Source organism: Streptomyces sp. CC224B (assembly GCF_030010595.1).
Lineage (GTDB): Bacteria > Actinomycetota > Actinomycetes > Streptomycetales > Streptomycetaceae > Streptomyces > Streptomyces longispororuber.
This window is the reverse complement of the sequence record NZ_JASCXL010000003.1, coordinates 43,314-58,859: the sequence shown is the minus strand read 5'-3', so window position 1 is coordinate 58,859 and position 15,546 is coordinate 43,314. Positions and strand designations below refer to the sequence as shown.

Below are 15,546 nucleotides of genomic sequence, written 5' to 3'. Positions count from 1 at the left end.
AGGAAGGACCATTCCCAAGCGGGGTGGGCGGGGCCGCGAGGGGCGGGCCGGGGCTAGGGCGGTGGCGGCAGGGCCCGGCACAGCGCGTCGAGCGCCGCCGTGTACGCGTGCTCGGCGGGTGTCGCGTAGCCGACGACGAGCCCGTCCGGTGCCGGGGCCCGCGCCTCGGGGTGGCGGTAGGCGGCCAGCCCCTCCAGGCCGACGCCGTGCCACGCCGCGGCCTTGACCGCGGACGCCTCCGTGCCGGGCGGCAGGCGGAGCACCGCGTGCAGCCCGGCGGCGATGCCGGTGACGGTGACGTGCGGGGCGCGTTCGGCGAGCACGGCGACGAGTTGGTCGCGGCGGCGCCGGTAGCGCTGGCGCATGCGGCGTACGTGCCGGTCGTAGTGGCCGGACTCGATGAGGTCGGCGAGCGTGAGCTGGTCGGGCACGCTCACCCACGCCTCCCGCTCGCCCTTCGCGGTGACCACGGCGTCGACGAGGTGCTCGGGCAGGACCATCCAGCCGAGCCGCACGGCGGGGGACAGGCTCTTGCTCACCGAGCCGATGTGGACGACCCGTTCGGGGTCGAGGCCCTGGAGGGCGCCGACGGGCTCGCGGTCGTAGCGGAACTCGCCGTCGTAGTCGTCCTCCAGGACGATCCCGGAGCGGGCCCGGGCCCAGTCGACGACGGCGGCCCGGCGCGACGGGTGCAGCGGCCCGCCGGTGGGGAACTGGTGCGCGGGCGTGAGCAGCACCGCCCGTACCGGAACCGGAGCGTCCGCCAATTCCTCGACGCGGGCGCCGTGTTCGTCCAGGGGCAGCGGTACGGTCCGCACCTTGGCGGTCGCGAGCAGGGAGCGGTGGAAGCCGAGCCCGTAGGCCTCCACGGCGAGCGGCCCGCGCAGGACTCCGCCGCCGCCCGTGCCGAACAGCAGCCGCAGCGCGTGCGCGAACCCGGAGCACACCACGATCCGCTCCGGGTCGGCCCGTACGCCGCGGGAGCGGGCCAGATAGGCGGTGAGGGCGCGCCGCAGCTCGACGCGGCCGCGGGGGTCGCCGGGCCCGAACGCCTCGTTGGGCGCGGCGGTCAGCGCGCGCCGGGCCGCCGCGAGCCAGGCGGCGCGGGGGAAGGAGCCGGCGTCCGGCTGCCCCTGGACGAGGTTGTGCGCGGGCGGCTCGGGCGCGACGGGGGCGCGCTTGGGGACGCGTACGCGCGGGGGTGGTGCGGCGCGTTCGGCGACCCGGGTGCCCGAGCCCTGGCGCGCGGTCAGCCAGCCCTCGGCGACCAGTTCGGCGTAGGCGTCGGCGACGGTGTTGCGGGCCAGGCCGAGGTCGGCCGCCAGGGAGCGGTACGGCGGCAGCCGGGTGCCCGGCGCGAGGCGCCCGGAGCGCACCGCCTCCCGCAGGGCGTGCAGGAGGGCGGCCCGGCGGCTGCCGCCCCCGGAGAGGTCGACATGCAGGTCACGGCCGATACGCTCGGCGGAATTGACCCATGATTCCGTCATGGGAATGCACCCTACGCGTGGTCTATCCAGACCCTAGATTCATGGGCATGACGAACACCACGCACGCTCCCGCCGCCGCCACGACGACCATCGCCGCCACGACGACCGCCGCCGCTTCCGCCGCGTCCACGACGGCCGCTGCCGCTGCCGGGGGCGCCACGACGACCGCCGCCGCCGGTGCCGCGACCCCGGCCCCCCGCCTCGACTTCGCCAAGGCCGTTCCCCGGGTCTTCAAGGCCGTCATCGGCCTGGACGCCGCCGCCCGTGACGGGCTCGACCCGGCCCTCGTCGAGCTGATCCAGATCCGCGCCTCGCACCTCAACGGCTGCGCGTACTGCCTGCACATGCACACCAACGACGCGCGCAAGGCGGGCGAGAGCGAGGACCGGCTGCACATGGTGGCCGTCTGGGGCGAGGCCAGGAACTTCTTCACCGCCAAGGAGCAGGCCGCGCTCGCCCTCACCGACGCCGTGACCCGCGTCGCCGGCGCGGGGGTCCCGGACGAGGTGTACGCCGGTGCCGCCGCCCACTTCGAGGAGGGCGAACTGGCCCAGGTCCTGTCCCTGATCCTCGCGATCAACACGTGGAACCGGATCGCCCTGGCCACGGGGAAGGTGGCCGGCACGGACGAGCGCCAGGGCTGAGCCGCGGCGCCCGTGCCCCGCCCTACGCGGTCGCGGGCGCGGGGTACGGCGCCCCCGTGCCCCCGGCCCGCTCCGCCCACCGCGCCACCGGCCCCATCGCGTACGACGCCACGAGGATCGCCCCGCCCAGGACCAGCCACCCCGGAGTGCCCCACTCCACGAGCAGCGCGGTCAGGACCAGCGGGCCCAGCGTGCGGGCGACGGTGACGCCGGTGCCGAAGAAGCCCTGGTACTCGCCGATCCGCCCGGCCGGGGCCAGGTCGAAGCCCATCTGCCAGGACCCCGCCGACTGGAGCATCTCGGCGGCGAGCAGCACCAGGGACCCGGCGACGAGCACCGCGGCCGCCACCCACGGCCCGGCGTCCAGCGCGGACAGCGCGAACACCGCGCACGTCACCAGCATCAGCACGCCCGACCGGCGCAGGGCCCGCACCGCCGTGGGCAGGCCGGACACCGACCGCGCGGTGCGCACCTGGAAGGCCATCACGCCCAGGGTGTTGAGCACGAAGAGCGCGGAGACCAGCCAGGCGGGCGCCTGGGTGCGCTCGGTGAGCCACAGCGGGATCCCCAGGCTGAGCAGCGGCATCCGCAGCAGCAGCACGGTGTTGAGCAGGGTCAGGACCACGTACGGGCGGTCCCTGAGGACGGCGAGCCTGTCGCCCGGCACCGCCGGGGCCGGCGCCACCGCGGGCAGCCGCCGCAGCACGGCCGCACACCCCACGAAGGCGGCCGCGTCCAGGGCGAACACCGCCAGGTACGCCGCCCGGTCGCCCTGGTGCAGCGCGACCCCGCCCAGCGCCGCGCCGACCGCCAGGCCCGCGTTCAACGTGGCCTGGAGGTGCGCGAGCGCGCCCGTGCGCTCCTCGTGCGCGACGAGCCCCGCCAGGAGCGCCTGCCGCGCCGCCGAGAGGCCCGACTGCGCGGTGGCGTACACGAGCGCGGACAGGACGAACGGCACGAAGCCGCGGACGACGAGGAACGACGCCACCGCCGCGCCGGTGGCGAGGGCGAGCAGGACGGCGGTCCCGCGCGGGCCGCGCCGGTCGGCGAGCCGCCCCAGGGGCACACCCACGACCGAGCCGACCGCCCAGGCCACCGTCAGCCCGGCCCCGATCCGCGCCGGGGACAGCCCGACGACGTGCGTGAAGTAGAGGGCGGAGGTGACGTAGTACGCGCCGTCGCCCACGGAGTTGCCGAACTGCGCGAGCGCGAGGAGCCGCAGGGGCCCGCGGGCGGGGAGGAGCCGGGGAGTCGTCATGCCCCGACCCTAGGGACGCGGTGGCCCCCTCAAGTGGGCCATTCCCGGCGCCTGTTCCTGGGCCACTTCACGGGCCGTGTCCCCTCCCGGAACAGCGCGAAGCGCCGGACAGGCAGGGCCTGTCCGGCGCTCGGGAACGGGCACGCGAGGGGCGTACGAACGGCGTACGAGCCGTCACGCGGACCGCTCGCGGCGGCGTGGTGCGGACGGTGCCGTCCGCGCCACGCGGTGTCAGCCCTTGAGCTCCGCCATCCAGCGCTCGACCTCGTCGGAGCGGCGCGGCAGCGCGGCGGACAGGTTCCGGTTGCCGTCCTCGGTGACGAGGATGTCGTCCTCGATGCGGACGCCGATGCCCCGGTACTCCTCCGGCACCGTCAGGTCGTCCGCCTGGAAGTACAGGCCGGGCTCGACGGTCAGGCACATGCCCGGCTCCAGGGTGCCGTCCACGTACGTCTCGGTGCGCGCGGCGGCGCAGTCGTGGACGTCCATGCCGAGCATGTGGCCGGTGCCGTGCAGCGTCCAGCGGCGCTGCAGGCCGAGCTCCACGACCCGCTCGGCCGGGCCCTCGACCAGGCCCCACTCCACCAGCTTCTCGGCGAGCACGCGCTGCGCGGCGTCGTGGAAGTCGCGGAACTTGGCGCCCGGCTTCACCGCGGCGATCCCGGCCTCCTGGGCCTCGTACACGGCGTCGTAGATGGTCCGCTGCAGCTCGCTGAAGCGGCCGTTGACCGGCAGGGTGCGGGTGACGTCGGCGGTGTAGTACGTGTGCGTCTCCACGCCGGCGTCCAGCAGGAGCAGGTCGCCGGAGCGGACCGGGCCGTCGTTGCGCACCCAGTGCAGGGTGGTGGCGTGCGGACCGGCGGCGCAGATGGAGCCGTAGCCGACGTCGTTGCCCTCGACGCGGGCGCGCAGGAAGAACGTGCCCTCGATGTAGCGCTCGCTCGTCGCCTCGGCCTTGTCCAGGACCTTCACGACGTCCTCGAAGCCGCGCACCGTGGAGTCCACGGCCTTCTGCAGCTCGCCGACCTCGAACTCGTCCTTGACCAGGCGCAGCTCGGAGAGGAAGACGCGCAGTTCCTCGTCGCGCTCGGCGGTGACCTTGTCGGTCAGGGCGGCCTCGATCCCGGCGTCGTAGCCGCGCACGACGCGGACCGGGCCGGTGGCCTCGCGCAGCGCGCCGGGCAGCTCGCGCACGTCGGAGGCGGGGATGCCGTACAGCCGCTCGGCCTCGGTGAGCGAGTGGCGGCGGCCGACCCACAGCTCGCCCTGGCCGTCGAGCCAGAACTCGCCGTTCTCCCGGTTCGAGCGCGGGAGCAGGTAGATCGTCGCCCGGTGGCCGTCGCGCGTGGGCTCCATGACGAGGACGCCGTCCTCGGTCTGGTTGCCCGTGAGGTACGCGTACTCGACCGAGGAGCGGAAGGCGTACTCCGTGTCGTTGGAGCGGGTCTTCAGGTTGCCCGCGGGGACGACCAGGCGCTCGCCCGGGAAGCGCGCGGACAGCGCGGCACGGCGGGCGGCGGTGTGCCCGGCCTGGGGGACCGGCTCCAGGTCGTGCAGCTCGGTGTCGGCCCAGCCGGACTTCATGTTCGCGGCCAGTTCGTCGGAAACACCCGGGTACAGGCCGTTCTTGCGCTGCTTGATCGGCTCTTCTTCGGTCTCTTCCGGAGTCTCCGGATTGAGCGCGTCCGACACGGTCTGCCTCCTATGTACGACAACGAGCCCCTTCATCGTACGGCCGTACGGAAGGGGGTCCAGAGGCAGAAGACCCCTCACACAGTGGAACCGAAGGCTCACGCGGGTCAGGAGGCCACCACTCGAAAGAGGGCCCCGCCTGTGGCACCTCTCTGCGATGCCGGGCCCTCGGCGGCACCGCTACGCGAAGCGGGCCGCGAGCAGGACCACGTCCTCCTCGCCGTCGCCCGCGTCGAGCCCGTCGGGCAGGACGGTGCCCAGGATGTGGTCGGCGATCGCGCCGGGGTCCTGGCGGGCCGCCTTCGGCACGCTCGCGGCGGCCGCGTGCAGCCGCGCGAACGCCCGGTCCGTGGGGTCGCCGGTGCGGCGCAGCAGGCCGTCGGTGTAGAGGAGCAGCGTCTCCCCGGGCTCCGGGCGGATCTCGACGCTGGGCGCCTCCCAGCAGGCGAGCATGCCGAGCGGCGCGGACAGGGAGGTCTCCACGAACTCCGTGCGCCGCTGCCCGACGAGCAGCGGCGGACTGTGCCCCGCCCCGGCGAGGACGACCTTGCGCAGCGCGGGCTCGCAGTACGCGAACAGGGCCGTCGCCGACCGCGCGGGCTCGGTCAGGCGCAGCAGCAGCTCCAGGTCGGACAGGACGGCGACGGGGTCCTCGCCCTCCATGACCGCGTACGCCCGCAGGCTCGCGCGCAGCCGTCCCGTCGCGGCGACCGCGCCCGGCCCGGAGCCGGTGACGGAGCCGACCGCGAGGCCGAGCGCCGCGTCGGGCAGGGGCAGCGCGTCGTGCCAGTCGCCGCCGCCGCGCGCACCGGTGCGGCGCCGGGCGGCGAGCTGCACGCCCGCGACCCGCGGCAGGCGCGTGGGCAGCAGTTCCTCGCGCAGGGTCGCCACGGTGGTGCGGGCGCGGGTCAGTTCGACGAGGCGGGCCACGTGCTCGGCGGCGTGCCCGACGTACAGGCCGATGAGGTGGCGCTGGCGGGCGGTGGGCTCGGCGGGCTCGTCGTAGTGCCAGGCGGCCGCGCCGAGGGCGCCCGCCGTCGCGGTGGCCAGCGGGAGCGCGTAGCTCGCGGCGTAGCCGAGGCGGGCGGCGACCTCGCGGTGGCGCGGGTCGAGGGCGTCGTCGGCGAAGAGGTCCGGCTCGACGACCTCGGCGAGATCACCGGGCGGGGCGAGCCCATGGGTCCCGGGGGCGCCGGACACGGGGGCGCCGGTTCCGGAGACGCCGGTCGCGGAGACACCGGTCCGGGGGGCCTCGGTGGCGCGGGGCCGGGCGACACCGGGCCCGTCCGTGGCCGCGCCGGCGTCCAGGAGCCTGCCGTACGAGGTGGCGGTGCGCGGCACGGTCTCCAGGTGCCCGAGGTCGGCGCGGGCGAAGCCGAGGCCGACGGTGGTGTCGGGGCCGTGCCCGTCGGCGGGTTCCACCACGACCAGGCCGCGGCGGGCGCCGGCCAGGGCGGCTCCGGCGCGCAGCAGTTCGTGCAGGGCGTCGTCGAGGGTGGTGGTGCGGGAGAGGCGCTCGGTGAGCTCGTGCAGGGTCGTCAGGTCGGAGACCCAGCCGGCGAGGCGGTCCTGGATCAGGGCGCCGGGTGCTCCCCGTACTGCCGTGGCTCCGGGGGCCGCCGGGACGGGAGAGGCGGGCGGGGCAGTGTGCGCCGGTGGGGGAACAGTGGAATCGATTCCGGCCACTTTCGGCGGGTGCGGGGCGTTCATGGCTGGCCGCTTTCCGGCCAGTGCGTATTGCTCAATAGCATCGCAAACCCCCTGTCATGCTGCGCCGCTAGCAATGCCTCCACATCTACACGTACCGGTGAGGGGATGTCCAGCATTGTCCTGCCGGGATTCCTGGTGTCAGATGTGACCTCCGTGAATTCCGTGATCTAGAAATGATCTTGAAAACTTGGCTCAAAACTGTTGCAGTGAACGGCATATTGCGGTCGACTGACATTGTTCGAAGGAGCGTCACAGCGGCCGTGCTGGGTACGGATTCCAGTGGTGGCCCGGGGCTGGCCGGGGGCAGTTGTGCCACGCCCGGAACCTGCCGCCGGACCCGGACGTCTTAACCCACGGCGACCGCGCCCCATCCTCCCGTGGCACCGGGGGCCAGTAATACGCGGGACGGCAAACGCCAGGCGCCGCCACCCCACGCCACGCCAACGCTCAGCCCCTAGGGGATCCCCATGCCCCAGGCTGGGGAGTGGCGCGCCAGCTTGTACGCACCTTGCTGCACCTTGTACGCGCACCTCGTACACACAGTGATAGAGATCCACCCATGGTGTGATGTGGCCCGAAGTGTCCCTCTGCGTGTAACGGAAAGGAACGAGCGCTCATGCGCGAGATCCTCGGAAGGCGACGCAGGCTCCTGTCCTGGCGAATCGGGAGGAAGTCTGAGCAGAGTCCCCCTCTGATCGGTGCGGCCCTGACCTTCGCGACGGCATGGCGCTGGCCCGTGCTGCCCGGCGTCGGCATCGACGGACCGAGCAGGCAGTCCCTCGGCACCCCAGCGGTGTTCGGCGGGCGCGCCGACACGGACGGACTCGACGGCACCGACCGGCTCGACGGCCGCCCGGCCGGCACACGCGGCAGCAAGGACGCGGGCAAGAAGGGCAAGCGCGGCGGGAAGCGCCGGTCGCGGGCCGCGCGGCGCAGGGCGGCGAACCGCCCCGCTTCCACCGTGGTGACCTGGTACTTCCCCGGCTCGGCGACGGACGGGGACGCGGCGGGCCCGGCGGACCGGGACAGGTCCGGCGCGACGGACCCCGGCGCGGCGGCCCCCGGCTCCGGTGCCCCCGGCGCCCCTGGTGCCACCGGTGTTTCCGGGGATGACGGCTTCGCCGGTGCGCGGCCGGAGGGGCCCGGGCTCGGCGGCGGCCCGGCGCGGTGCGCCTGTCCCGACCCGGAGTGCGTCGTACCAGGCGCCCACCCGCTCGACCCGGGGCTGCTCGCCGCCACCACCGACGAGCGCATGGTCCGCTGGTGGTGGACCAACCGCCCCGGCGCGCCGATCCTCCTCGCCACCGGCGGGCGCGCCCCGTGCGCCGTGAGCCTGCCCGCGGCGGCCGGCGCGCGCGCCCTCGCCGCGCTCGACCTCGCGGGCGTCCGCCTCGGTCCCGTCGTCGCCACCTCGGCCCGCTACTTCGTGCTCGTCGCGCCGTACTCCATGGAGAGGCTGGGCGAGCTCCTGTACGCCAAGGACCGGGTGCCCGGCTCGCTGCGCTTCCACGGAGAGGGCGGGTACATCCCGCTGCCCCCGTCCGAGACGGGCCAGGGCCAGGTGCGCTGGGAGCGGGCCCCGCTGCCGGGCCCCGCGCTCCGCCGCCCGGGCAAGGGCGGCGCCACCGCCGCGGCCACCGCTCCCGCCCCCGGCTCCGCGGCCCCCTGGGTGCCGGACGTCGAGACCGTCGTGGACGCCGTGGTCGACGCGCTCACTCATACGGGTGTGAGCGCGCCCGAGTTCTGAGGGAAACGGGCGCGCGGCGCGGGACCGGGTGCCCAGGGTCGTTATCTTCGGCCCATGCACCCGCGCCCGGCCGTCAACCACCGTCTGCTCGTGCTCCTGGGCAGCGTGGCCGCCGCCGCGCTGCTGCCGCTCGCCGGGGCGGCGGCGGGGCCCGTACTCGACGACACCCCCGCCGGACCGGGACGTGCCGGGGCGGAGAACCCGGAGACCCCTGAGAACCTGGCTAACGCGGATAACGCGATGGCGGGCGCGGCGAACGGGGAGACGGGGGCCGGCGTCGGTTCGGCCGATGCCAAGGCCGGTGCCCGGCCGGCCGGCGACGGGTCGCACGGCGGCGGTACGGCGGGCAGCAGCGGAGCGGGGAGCGCCGGGCCGGAGGAGGGGGAGGGGCAGCGCCACCGGGCCTCGGAGTCCGGGGGACTGTCACCGTCCTCGCCACTGTCATCGCCGCCGTCGTCGTCACTCACGTCGCCGTCGTCACCGTCCCGCTCGCAGGGCACCCCAGGCGCATCCGGCACACTCGCCGCACCCGACACCCTCGCCCGCTGCGGGCCCGAACTCTCCTCCCCCGACGGGGTCGAGGCGCAGACCTGCGTCCTGTCCCAGGGCGCCGACACCTGGGCGCGTACCTACTACCGCAACGCCACCGGAGAGGACCTGACGGCGGTCCTGAGCATGATGGGCCCCCACGGGCGCACCGTGCAGATGCACTGTGTGGTGGGCGCGGACGACGAGCCGGGGGCGTGCGACACACCCAAGGAGCGCACGGTGGGTCCGGCGGCGCACTACACGGCGGTCGCGGAGTTCGCGACGGAGAGCGGCGACGCGCTCCTGCTGCGCTCAGGAAGCAACTCCCCGGGACCGCAAGGCAGTTGAGCGCGCGACTTCTTCCCGGGCATGGAAGCGCCCGGTTGCTGGCGACGGGGGATGCACCAGCAACCGGGCTACCTGAACGGTAACAAGAGATCGGCGCTTGGCAAATTCGATCTCAGTTATCCGGACAGGGATTCGCCTGTGTCCAACGGGAGTTGTGACAGGAGTCACGCGTGCGGCCCGACGGGCCGGTGGGGCGCTGTGGAGGAGCGGGACGGAGCCGGGCGGCCACCCGGCGCCCGCCTGGTCCTGGGCCGGTCCCGGCCTGGTCACGCACGCGGCGCCCCGGCCCGGGCCGGGCGGCGACCCGGGCACCGCTCCAGGGCGTGCCTTCCCCGTGGTGCCGCACGCTGTCCGTTGTGCATACGCCGCGCCGCCCGCCGTTCGGAATCCGGCGCGGGGGCGCGGCCGGATGACCTTCGACGGCCCGGAACGCGGGACGAACAGGGGGTGGCGCGGGCGGCGCATGCGGAGGACGCGTGGCGGAAACAGCGCGCGCGGGCGGGAAGGCCGCCCCGCGCGGCACCCCTCAGCTCGCGGCAACCCTCAGCTCTGGGTCACCTGGCGGTCAGCTCAGGGTCACCTGGCGGTTGGTGAGGCCGCCACGGGCGCGCCGCTCCTCCGGTGTCAGCGGCTCCGTCACCGCGAGCGCCGAGGCGAGCCGCTCGGCGAACTCCGCCGCGGGCTTCTCCACGTCCTGTGCGCCCACACCGCTCGGCAGGTCCCACACCGGCACGGTCAGCCCGTGCGCGCGGAAGGAACCCACCAGGCGCGTGCCCTCGCCGAGGCTCGACGCACCGGCGGCGCTCAGCCGCGCCAAGGCGTCGAGGAGCTGCTCCTCGGCGTGCGGCATGACCCAGCGCAGGTGGTTCTTCTCCGGCGTCTCGCACCAGTACGCCGAGTCGACCCCGGACAGCTTGACCGTCGGGATGGCGGCGGCGTTCGCGCGCTCCAGGGAGGCCGTCACCTCGGCCGAGGCGTTCTCCGCGTCCGGGACCCAGAACTCGAAGCCGGAGTGCACGACCGGCTCGAAGGGGGCCTTGTCGTCGAGCACGTCCTGCAGGCGCGGCCCGTCGGCGGGCGCCCGGCGCGCCGTCACCGGCCGGCCCGGCTCCGTGGTGAGGGCGCGGCGCAGCGTGTCGGCCAGGTCGCGGCTGATGTCGCCGGACGAGGTGTCGTTCTGCAGGCCGAGCAGGACGGAGCCGTCCTCGCGGCGCAGCGCGGGCCAGGCCATCGGCAGCACGGTCGCGAGGGTCACGGACGGCACGCCCTCGGGAAGGCCGTCCTTCAGGGTCAGTTCGACGGTCGCGGCGGGCACCAGTTCGCGCAGCGCCACCCAGTCGCACTCGCCGGACAGCCCCTCGAAGGGGCGCTGCACCAGCTCGGTGACCGCGTGCGCGGCGGCCCGGCCGTGGCAGGCCTTGTAGCGGCGGCCCGAACCGCAGGGGCAGGGTTCCCTGGCGCCGACCACCGGGACCTCGTGGTCCTTGAGCTGCGGCTGCTTGCCCTTGGTCTGCGGGCGCTTCTTCGCCATCGTGGGTGTCTCCCGGTTACGGCTCGCTTGCGTACGGGCGCGAGCCTAGCCGCTCACCGGTGGGGCGACTCGGCGCGGCGGGCGCGGGCCGCGGCGCCCGTACGACGGGGGCGGGACGGGCGCCCGTACGACGTGGGCGCCGCCGGATGCCCGGCGGGTCCTCAGCCCTCGTCCCTGGCGCGGGCCCCTCAGGTTCCGCCGGACCTCGTCGAACCCGTCAGGCCCCGCAAGGCCCCGCAAGGCCCGTCAGTCTCCGTCGTCGAACGGGTCCGTGAGGCCCAGCTCGGCTATCGCGGACGCCGAGGGCGCGGCGACGCGCGTAGCGAAGTCCTCGTGGCGGTGGCCGGAGTGCACGAGGGCCCACACGGTGACCTCGCCGCGGGCGTCGTCCCGTACGCCCCAGGACTCGGCGAGCGCGGTGATGATGTTCAGCCCGCGGCCGCCGTGGGCGGTGACCGACGGGGTGGCCGGGACCGGGCGGGTCGGGCCGCCGCCGTCCGTCACCTCGACCGTCAGACGTCCCGCCTTGTCGACGCGCCAGGCGGCACGCACGTCTCCGTCGCCACTGCCGTCACCGTCCTGCGGGCTGTCGCTCAGCCCCCTGCCCAGGGGCCTGCCGTGCCGGCAGGCGTTGCTGAGCAGTTCCGACAGGATCAGTACGGCGTCGTCGATGACCGACTCCGACACCCCGCTGACGCGAAGCTGATCGCGCATCCGGTGTCTGGCTTCCCCCACGCCCGCAGGACCATGGGGTACGGCCATGCTCGACGACGTGGGCACTTCCCGTGCCACCACAAACGCCACCCCCGAGACCTCCTTTGCCCCACGCCACGGAGTGGATGCCCCAATGGACTGGACCGGAAACCGGCCACGGCGGGGATGGTGACGCACTCGACACGATCGAACACGGAGCGAACGCGCCGGTGCACTCCCTGTAACGGGCGCTACGCGCGGCCCAGTTGGGACAGGACGTGCCTGGGGCGATTGGTGATGATCGCGTCGACGCCGAGCCGGACGCACAGCTCGACGTCCCGGGGCTCGTTCACCGTCCACACGTGGACCTGGTGGCCCGCGCGCTTGAGTTTGTCGACGTACCCAGGGTGGTTGCGGAGGATCCGGATGCTCGGTCCCGCGACGCGTACGCCCTGGGGCAGCCGTCCGTCGCGGTGGCGCGGCGAGACGAACTGCATCAGGTAGACGGTCGGCAGTGTCGGCGACGCGGCCCGTACGCGGTGCAGGGAGCGCGCCGAGAAGCTCATCACCCGTACCGGCGAAGGACCCTCCGCGGGGGGCGAGTCCAGGCCGAAGCGCTTCAGGAGGTGCAGCAGGCGCTCCTCGACCTGACCTGCCCAGCGGGTGGGGTGCTTGGTCTCGATGGCGAGCTGGACGGGGCGCCCGGAGGCGTGGTTTTCGGCCACGAGCTCCAGCAGGCGCTCCAGGGTGAGGACGGAGGTGTCCTCGCGGGCCGGCCCTTCCTCCCAGTCGGGCGCCTCGGCGTCGAGGCCGTCGGCGTGCGGGCCCTCGGCACGGGCCCGTTCGCGGTTCTTCCAGGAGCCGAAGTCGAGCGCGGCCAGATCGGCGAGTTCCAGGGCGGAGACGGCGCCGCGGCCGTTCGAGGTGCGGTTGACGCGGCGGTCGTGGACGCAGACGAGGTGCCCGTCCGCGGTGAGCCGGACGTCGCATTCGAGGGCGTCGGCGCCGTCGTCGACCGCCTTCTTGTAAGCGGCCAGCGTGTGCTCCGGGGCGTCCTCGGAGGCTCCTCGGTGGGCCACGACCTGGATGAGGTGCTGTCGTGCGTGGGTCACCGCGTCATCGTGCCACCGTCCCGGTGGTCGGGGCCTGTCGGCGGGGGCGGGCCGGTCGTGTGCGGTGGGGGTGGGGCGGTCGCGTGCGGTGGGGGTGGGCAAGGGTCGTGTACGCGGGGGCGGGGCCCGGGCCGTGTGCGGCGGTGCCGGGATTTCTCAGCTTCCTCTCACCTTGTCTTCAGCTCTCTCTATGACTCGGCTGTGAACCTGTGGGTGAGCCTCCGGAGGCGCCCACAGTGCCGCGGAGGCCCACAGGGACCCTCCGGGCGCTCCCGAAGGGTTCCGAAGTCTTCCGAGGCCTGCCGAGGCCTTCCGAATGCGGCGGTTTCGCCCGTCGTGAACGCACAGCGTCGGCTTATGGTGGGCTGACAGCCCATGGGAAAAGCTGACTGGGGACGACTGAACGGTTGACAGCGGTTGACCGGGTACCCGAGCTGTGCGCCCCGGGCCGATCTTTGGCCGTGACCGAGTACGACAGCGTGGACCGAGGAGAAGAAAGCTGTGAGCACCGAGAACGAGGGCACTGCGGTCCCCCCGGCCCCGTCCGCACCTCCTGTGCCGGTGGACACTCCCGCTGCTCCCGCCCCCACCGCGTCGACGCCCTCGGGGACCGCGGCTCCCCCTACGACGTCCGGTTCCGGTTCCGCTTCCGGTTCCGGTTCCGCCGCGGCGACCCCCTCCGGGCCCGAGGCGTCCGCGGGCGGGTCCGAGGGCGCCTCCGGCCCGGCACCCGAGCAGGCGCCGCGGGACGCGGTGCCCGGGTCCGCCCCGGCCGAGCCCCCGGCTGCGGCGCCGCACGTGCCGGACCCGTACGCACACACCACGGGCGCGCACGCGCCGAGCTCCCCCGTGCCTGGCTCCCCCGCATCGGGCGCGCACGCACCGGCGCCCGCGTCGGTGGCCGCGTCCGGGGGCGCCTGGCCGCCGCCCCCGCCGCCCGCCGTGCCGTCGTACGCGCAGGACGGCGGCTCCGGGTGGGGCACCTCCTGGACGGCCGAGCAGCCGTCCGCGCCGAAGCCGAGCGGCCGCCGCCGTGGTGGCCTGGTCGCGGCGGTGCTCGCGGCGGCCCTGGTCGCGGGCGGGGTCGGCGGCGGCATCGGCTTCTGGGCGGCGGACCGCAACGAGGACAGCGGGACGGACTCCACCACGGTCTCCGCCTCCGAGGCCCCGGCCGACCTCAAGCGCGAGCCGGGCTCGGTCGCGGACATCGCGAGCAAGGCGCTGCCGAGCGTCGTCACCCTGGAAGCGCAGAGTGGCAGCGGCGAGGGCGGCACGGGCACCGGCTTCGTGTACGACCAGCAGGGCCACATCCTCACCAACAACCACGTGGTGGCGTCGGCCGCCGAGGGTGGCAAGCTGTCGGCGACGTTCTCGAACGGCAAGAAGTACGACGCCGAGGTGGTGGGCCGCGCCGAGGGGTACGACGTCGCGGTCATCAAGCTCAAGAACAGGCCGGCGGACCTGCGCCCGCTGCCGCTGGCGGACTCCGACAAGGTCGCCGTCGGCGACTCCACGATCGCGATCGGCGCGCCCTTCGGTCTGTCCAACACCGTCACCACGGGCATCGTCAGCGCCAAGAACCGCCCGGTGACGTCCAGCGACGGCGCCAGCAACAAGAGCTCGTACATGAGCGCCCTGCAGACCGACGCGTCCATCAACCCGGGCAACTCCGGCGGACCCCTCCTGGACGCCCGCGGCGCCGTCATCGGCATCAACTCCGCGATCAAGCCCGCCGACAGCGGCGGCCTCGGCGGCGGCCAGTCCGGCTCCATCGGCCTGGGCTTCGCGATCCCGGTGAACCAGGCGAAGAACGTGGCGCAGCAGCTCATCAGGACCGGCCAGGCCACGTACCCGGTGATCGGTGCCTCGGTCTCCCTGGCCGAGGCGTCGAAGGGCGCCGTGATCTCCGACCGCGGCGCCAGCGGCTCGGGCCCCGCCGTCGAGCCGGACGGCCCGGCGGACAAGGCGGGCCTGAAGTCCGGTGACGTGATCACGAAGCTGGACGACACGGTCATCGACAGCGGCCCGACCCTGATCGGGCAGATCTGGACCCACAAGCCGGGCGACACGGTCAAGATCACCTACGAGCGCGACGGCAAGGAGCGCACGGTCGATGTGACCTTGGGCGCACGCAAGGGCGACAGCTGACCCGCTACTCTTGACCCCGCGCCAGCCCGCCCGAACACGCGGCGGCGGCGCGGGGTGGGTTGCCCGAGCGGCCTAAGGGAACGGTCTTGAAAACCGTCGTGGTGCGAGCCACCGTGGGTTCAAATCCCACACCCACCGCACATGTGAACGGCCCCCGACCAGGTCATATGGTCGGGGGCCGTTGTGCTGCACGCTGCCCGCTCGTCACCGTGCTTCCCCGCAGTTTCCCGCTGGATCGGGCACGGAAGGGGCGCGCCGGGGGCACCGCGATGAACGCCCGGCACCTGCGCATCAGTCGCCCGCGAACCATACGTAGCTGCCCGGGGTGGCCACGCACTGTTCCAGTACCGCAGCGAGGTCATCCAGTGCCGCGCGTTGTCGCTCGTCCGCGCACTGCTCGCTCAGGCCCGGCAACTCGCTGAGGGCTGCTGCCGCTTCCTGCTCGTTCATCACCGTATCCCCGTAGGGATCGACGGCGGGAAGCCGACCGCGGACGCCGAGACAGTGAAGCGATCCCAGTGCGTCGGCCAACGCGTCGCCGTGGCCGTAACACCCTCGCAGGAATGTCCGGCGCGCCTTCTTCCAGTCGCGCACCGGCCGAGCCGAGTGCAGTTCCACGTCGATCCCCACGCACGTCATGATGCCTGC

General features: G+C 74.3%; 11 protein-coding genes, 1 tRNA gene and 2 pseudogenes. 6 read left to right on the top strand and 8 right to left on the bottom strand.

Features of this window, described 5'->3' with window-relative positions:
* Positions 1-53: 53 nt before the first annotated feature.
* Positions 54-1,487 carry a PLP-dependent aminotransferase family protein gene (locus tag QK440_RS02185; protein ID WP_282791192.1) on the bottom strand — a complete coding sequence of 478 codons (1,434 nt, stop codon included), beginning with the start codon at positions 1,485-1,487 and terminating at the stop codon, positions 54-56.
* Positions 1,488-1,534: 47 nt separating this feature from the next.
* Here QK440_RS02185 and QK440_RS02180 point away from each other — a divergent pair, with 47 nt between their 5' ends.
* Positions 1,535-2,131: a carboxymuconolactone decarboxylase family protein gene (locus QK440_RS02180; RefSeq protein ID WP_282791191.1), complete on the top strand. Its 597-nt coding sequence runs from the start codon at positions 1,535-1,537 to the stop codon at positions 2,129-2,131.
* Between the two features lie 22 nt (positions 2,132-2,153).
* On the opposite strand, the gene QK440_RS02175 is transcribed toward QK440_RS02180, so the two are convergent.
* The 3 genes from QK440_RS02175 to QK440_RS02165 form a co-directional block, all read right to left on the bottom strand.
* A complete protein-coding gene (locus tag QK440_RS02175) occupies positions 2,154-3,389 on the bottom strand; it encodes an MFS transporter (protein ID WP_282791190.1) in 1,236 nt (411 codons plus the stop codon).
* A 231-nt stretch (positions 3,390-3,620) separates the two neighbouring features.
* Positions 3,621-5,117, bottom strand: a complete 1,497-nt coding sequence (locus QK440_RS02170) for an aminopeptidase P family protein (protein ID WP_282791189.1) — start codon at positions 5,115-5,117, stop codon at positions 3,621-3,623.
* A 144-nt stretch (positions 5,118-5,261) separates the two neighbouring features.
* A complete protein-coding gene (locus QK440_RS02165; RefSeq protein WP_282791188.1) occupies positions 5,262-6,791 on the bottom strand; it encodes a PP2C family protein-serine/threonine phosphatase in 1,530 nt (509 codons plus the stop codon).
* Between the two features lie 616 nt (positions 6,792-7,407).
* Here QK440_RS02165 and QK440_RS02160 point away from each other — a divergent pair.
* From QK440_RS02160 to QK440_RS02150, 3 genes and pseudogenes are all read left to right on the top strand, one after another.
* Positions 7,408-7,542, top strand: a pseudogene (locus QK440_RS02160) (DNA primase); the annotation flags it as partial.
* 411 nt (positions 7,543-7,953) lie between these two features.
* Positions 7,954-8,538, top strand: a pseudogene (locus QK440_RS02155) (bifunctional DNA primase/polymerase); the annotation flags it as partial.
* Positions 8,539-8,592: 54 nt separating this feature from the next.
* Entirely contained in the window at positions 8,593-9,414 is an 822-nt protein-coding gene (locus QK440_RS02150) for a hypothetical protein (protein WP_282791187.1), read from the top strand.
* A 565-nt stretch (positions 9,415-9,979) separates the two neighbouring features.
* On the opposite strand, the gene QK440_RS02145 is transcribed toward QK440_RS02150, so the two are convergent.
* From QK440_RS02145 to QK440_RS02135, 3 genes are all read right to left on the bottom strand, one after another.
* Positions 9,980-10,945: a DUF5926 family protein gene (locus tag QK440_RS02145; RefSeq protein WP_282791186.1), complete on the bottom strand. Its 966-nt coding sequence runs from the start codon at positions 10,943-10,945 to the stop codon at positions 9,980-9,982.
* Between the two features lie 246 nt (positions 10,946-11,191).
* A complete protein-coding gene (locus QK440_RS02140) occupies positions 11,192-11,836 on the bottom strand; it encodes an ATP-binding protein (RefSeq protein WP_282791185.1) in 645 nt (214 codons plus the stop codon).
* 53 nt (positions 11,837-11,889) lie between these two features.
* Positions 11,890-12,750: a glycerophosphodiester phosphodiesterase gene (locus QK440_RS02135; protein WP_282791184.1), complete on the bottom strand. Its 861-nt coding sequence runs from the start codon at positions 12,748-12,750 to the stop codon at positions 11,890-11,892.
* Between the two features lie 501 nt (positions 12,751-13,251).
* Here QK440_RS02135 and QK440_RS02130 point away from each other — a divergent pair.
* Both QK440_RS02130 and QK440_RS02125 read left to right on the top strand, forming a co-directional pair.
* Positions 13,252-14,898, top strand: coding sequence for a trypsin-like peptidase domain-containing protein (locus QK440_RS02130; RefSeq protein WP_282791183.1), 1,647 nt, complete (start codon positions 13,252-13,254; stop codon positions 14,896-14,898).
* A 53-nt stretch (positions 14,899-14,951) separates the two neighbouring features.
* A tRNA-Ser gene (locus QK440_RS02125) sits at positions 14,952-15,036 on the top strand.
* A gap of 153 nt (positions 15,037-15,189) precedes the next feature.
* Here the strand turns inward: QK440_RS02125 and QK440_RS02120 are convergent.
* Positions 15,190-15,537 (bottom strand): hypothetical protein, encoded by a 348-nt coding sequence (locus QK440_RS02120; protein WP_349239259.1) that lies wholly within the window; start codon positions 15,535-15,537, stop codon positions 15,190-15,192.
* Positions 15,538-15,546: the final 9 nt, after the last annotated feature.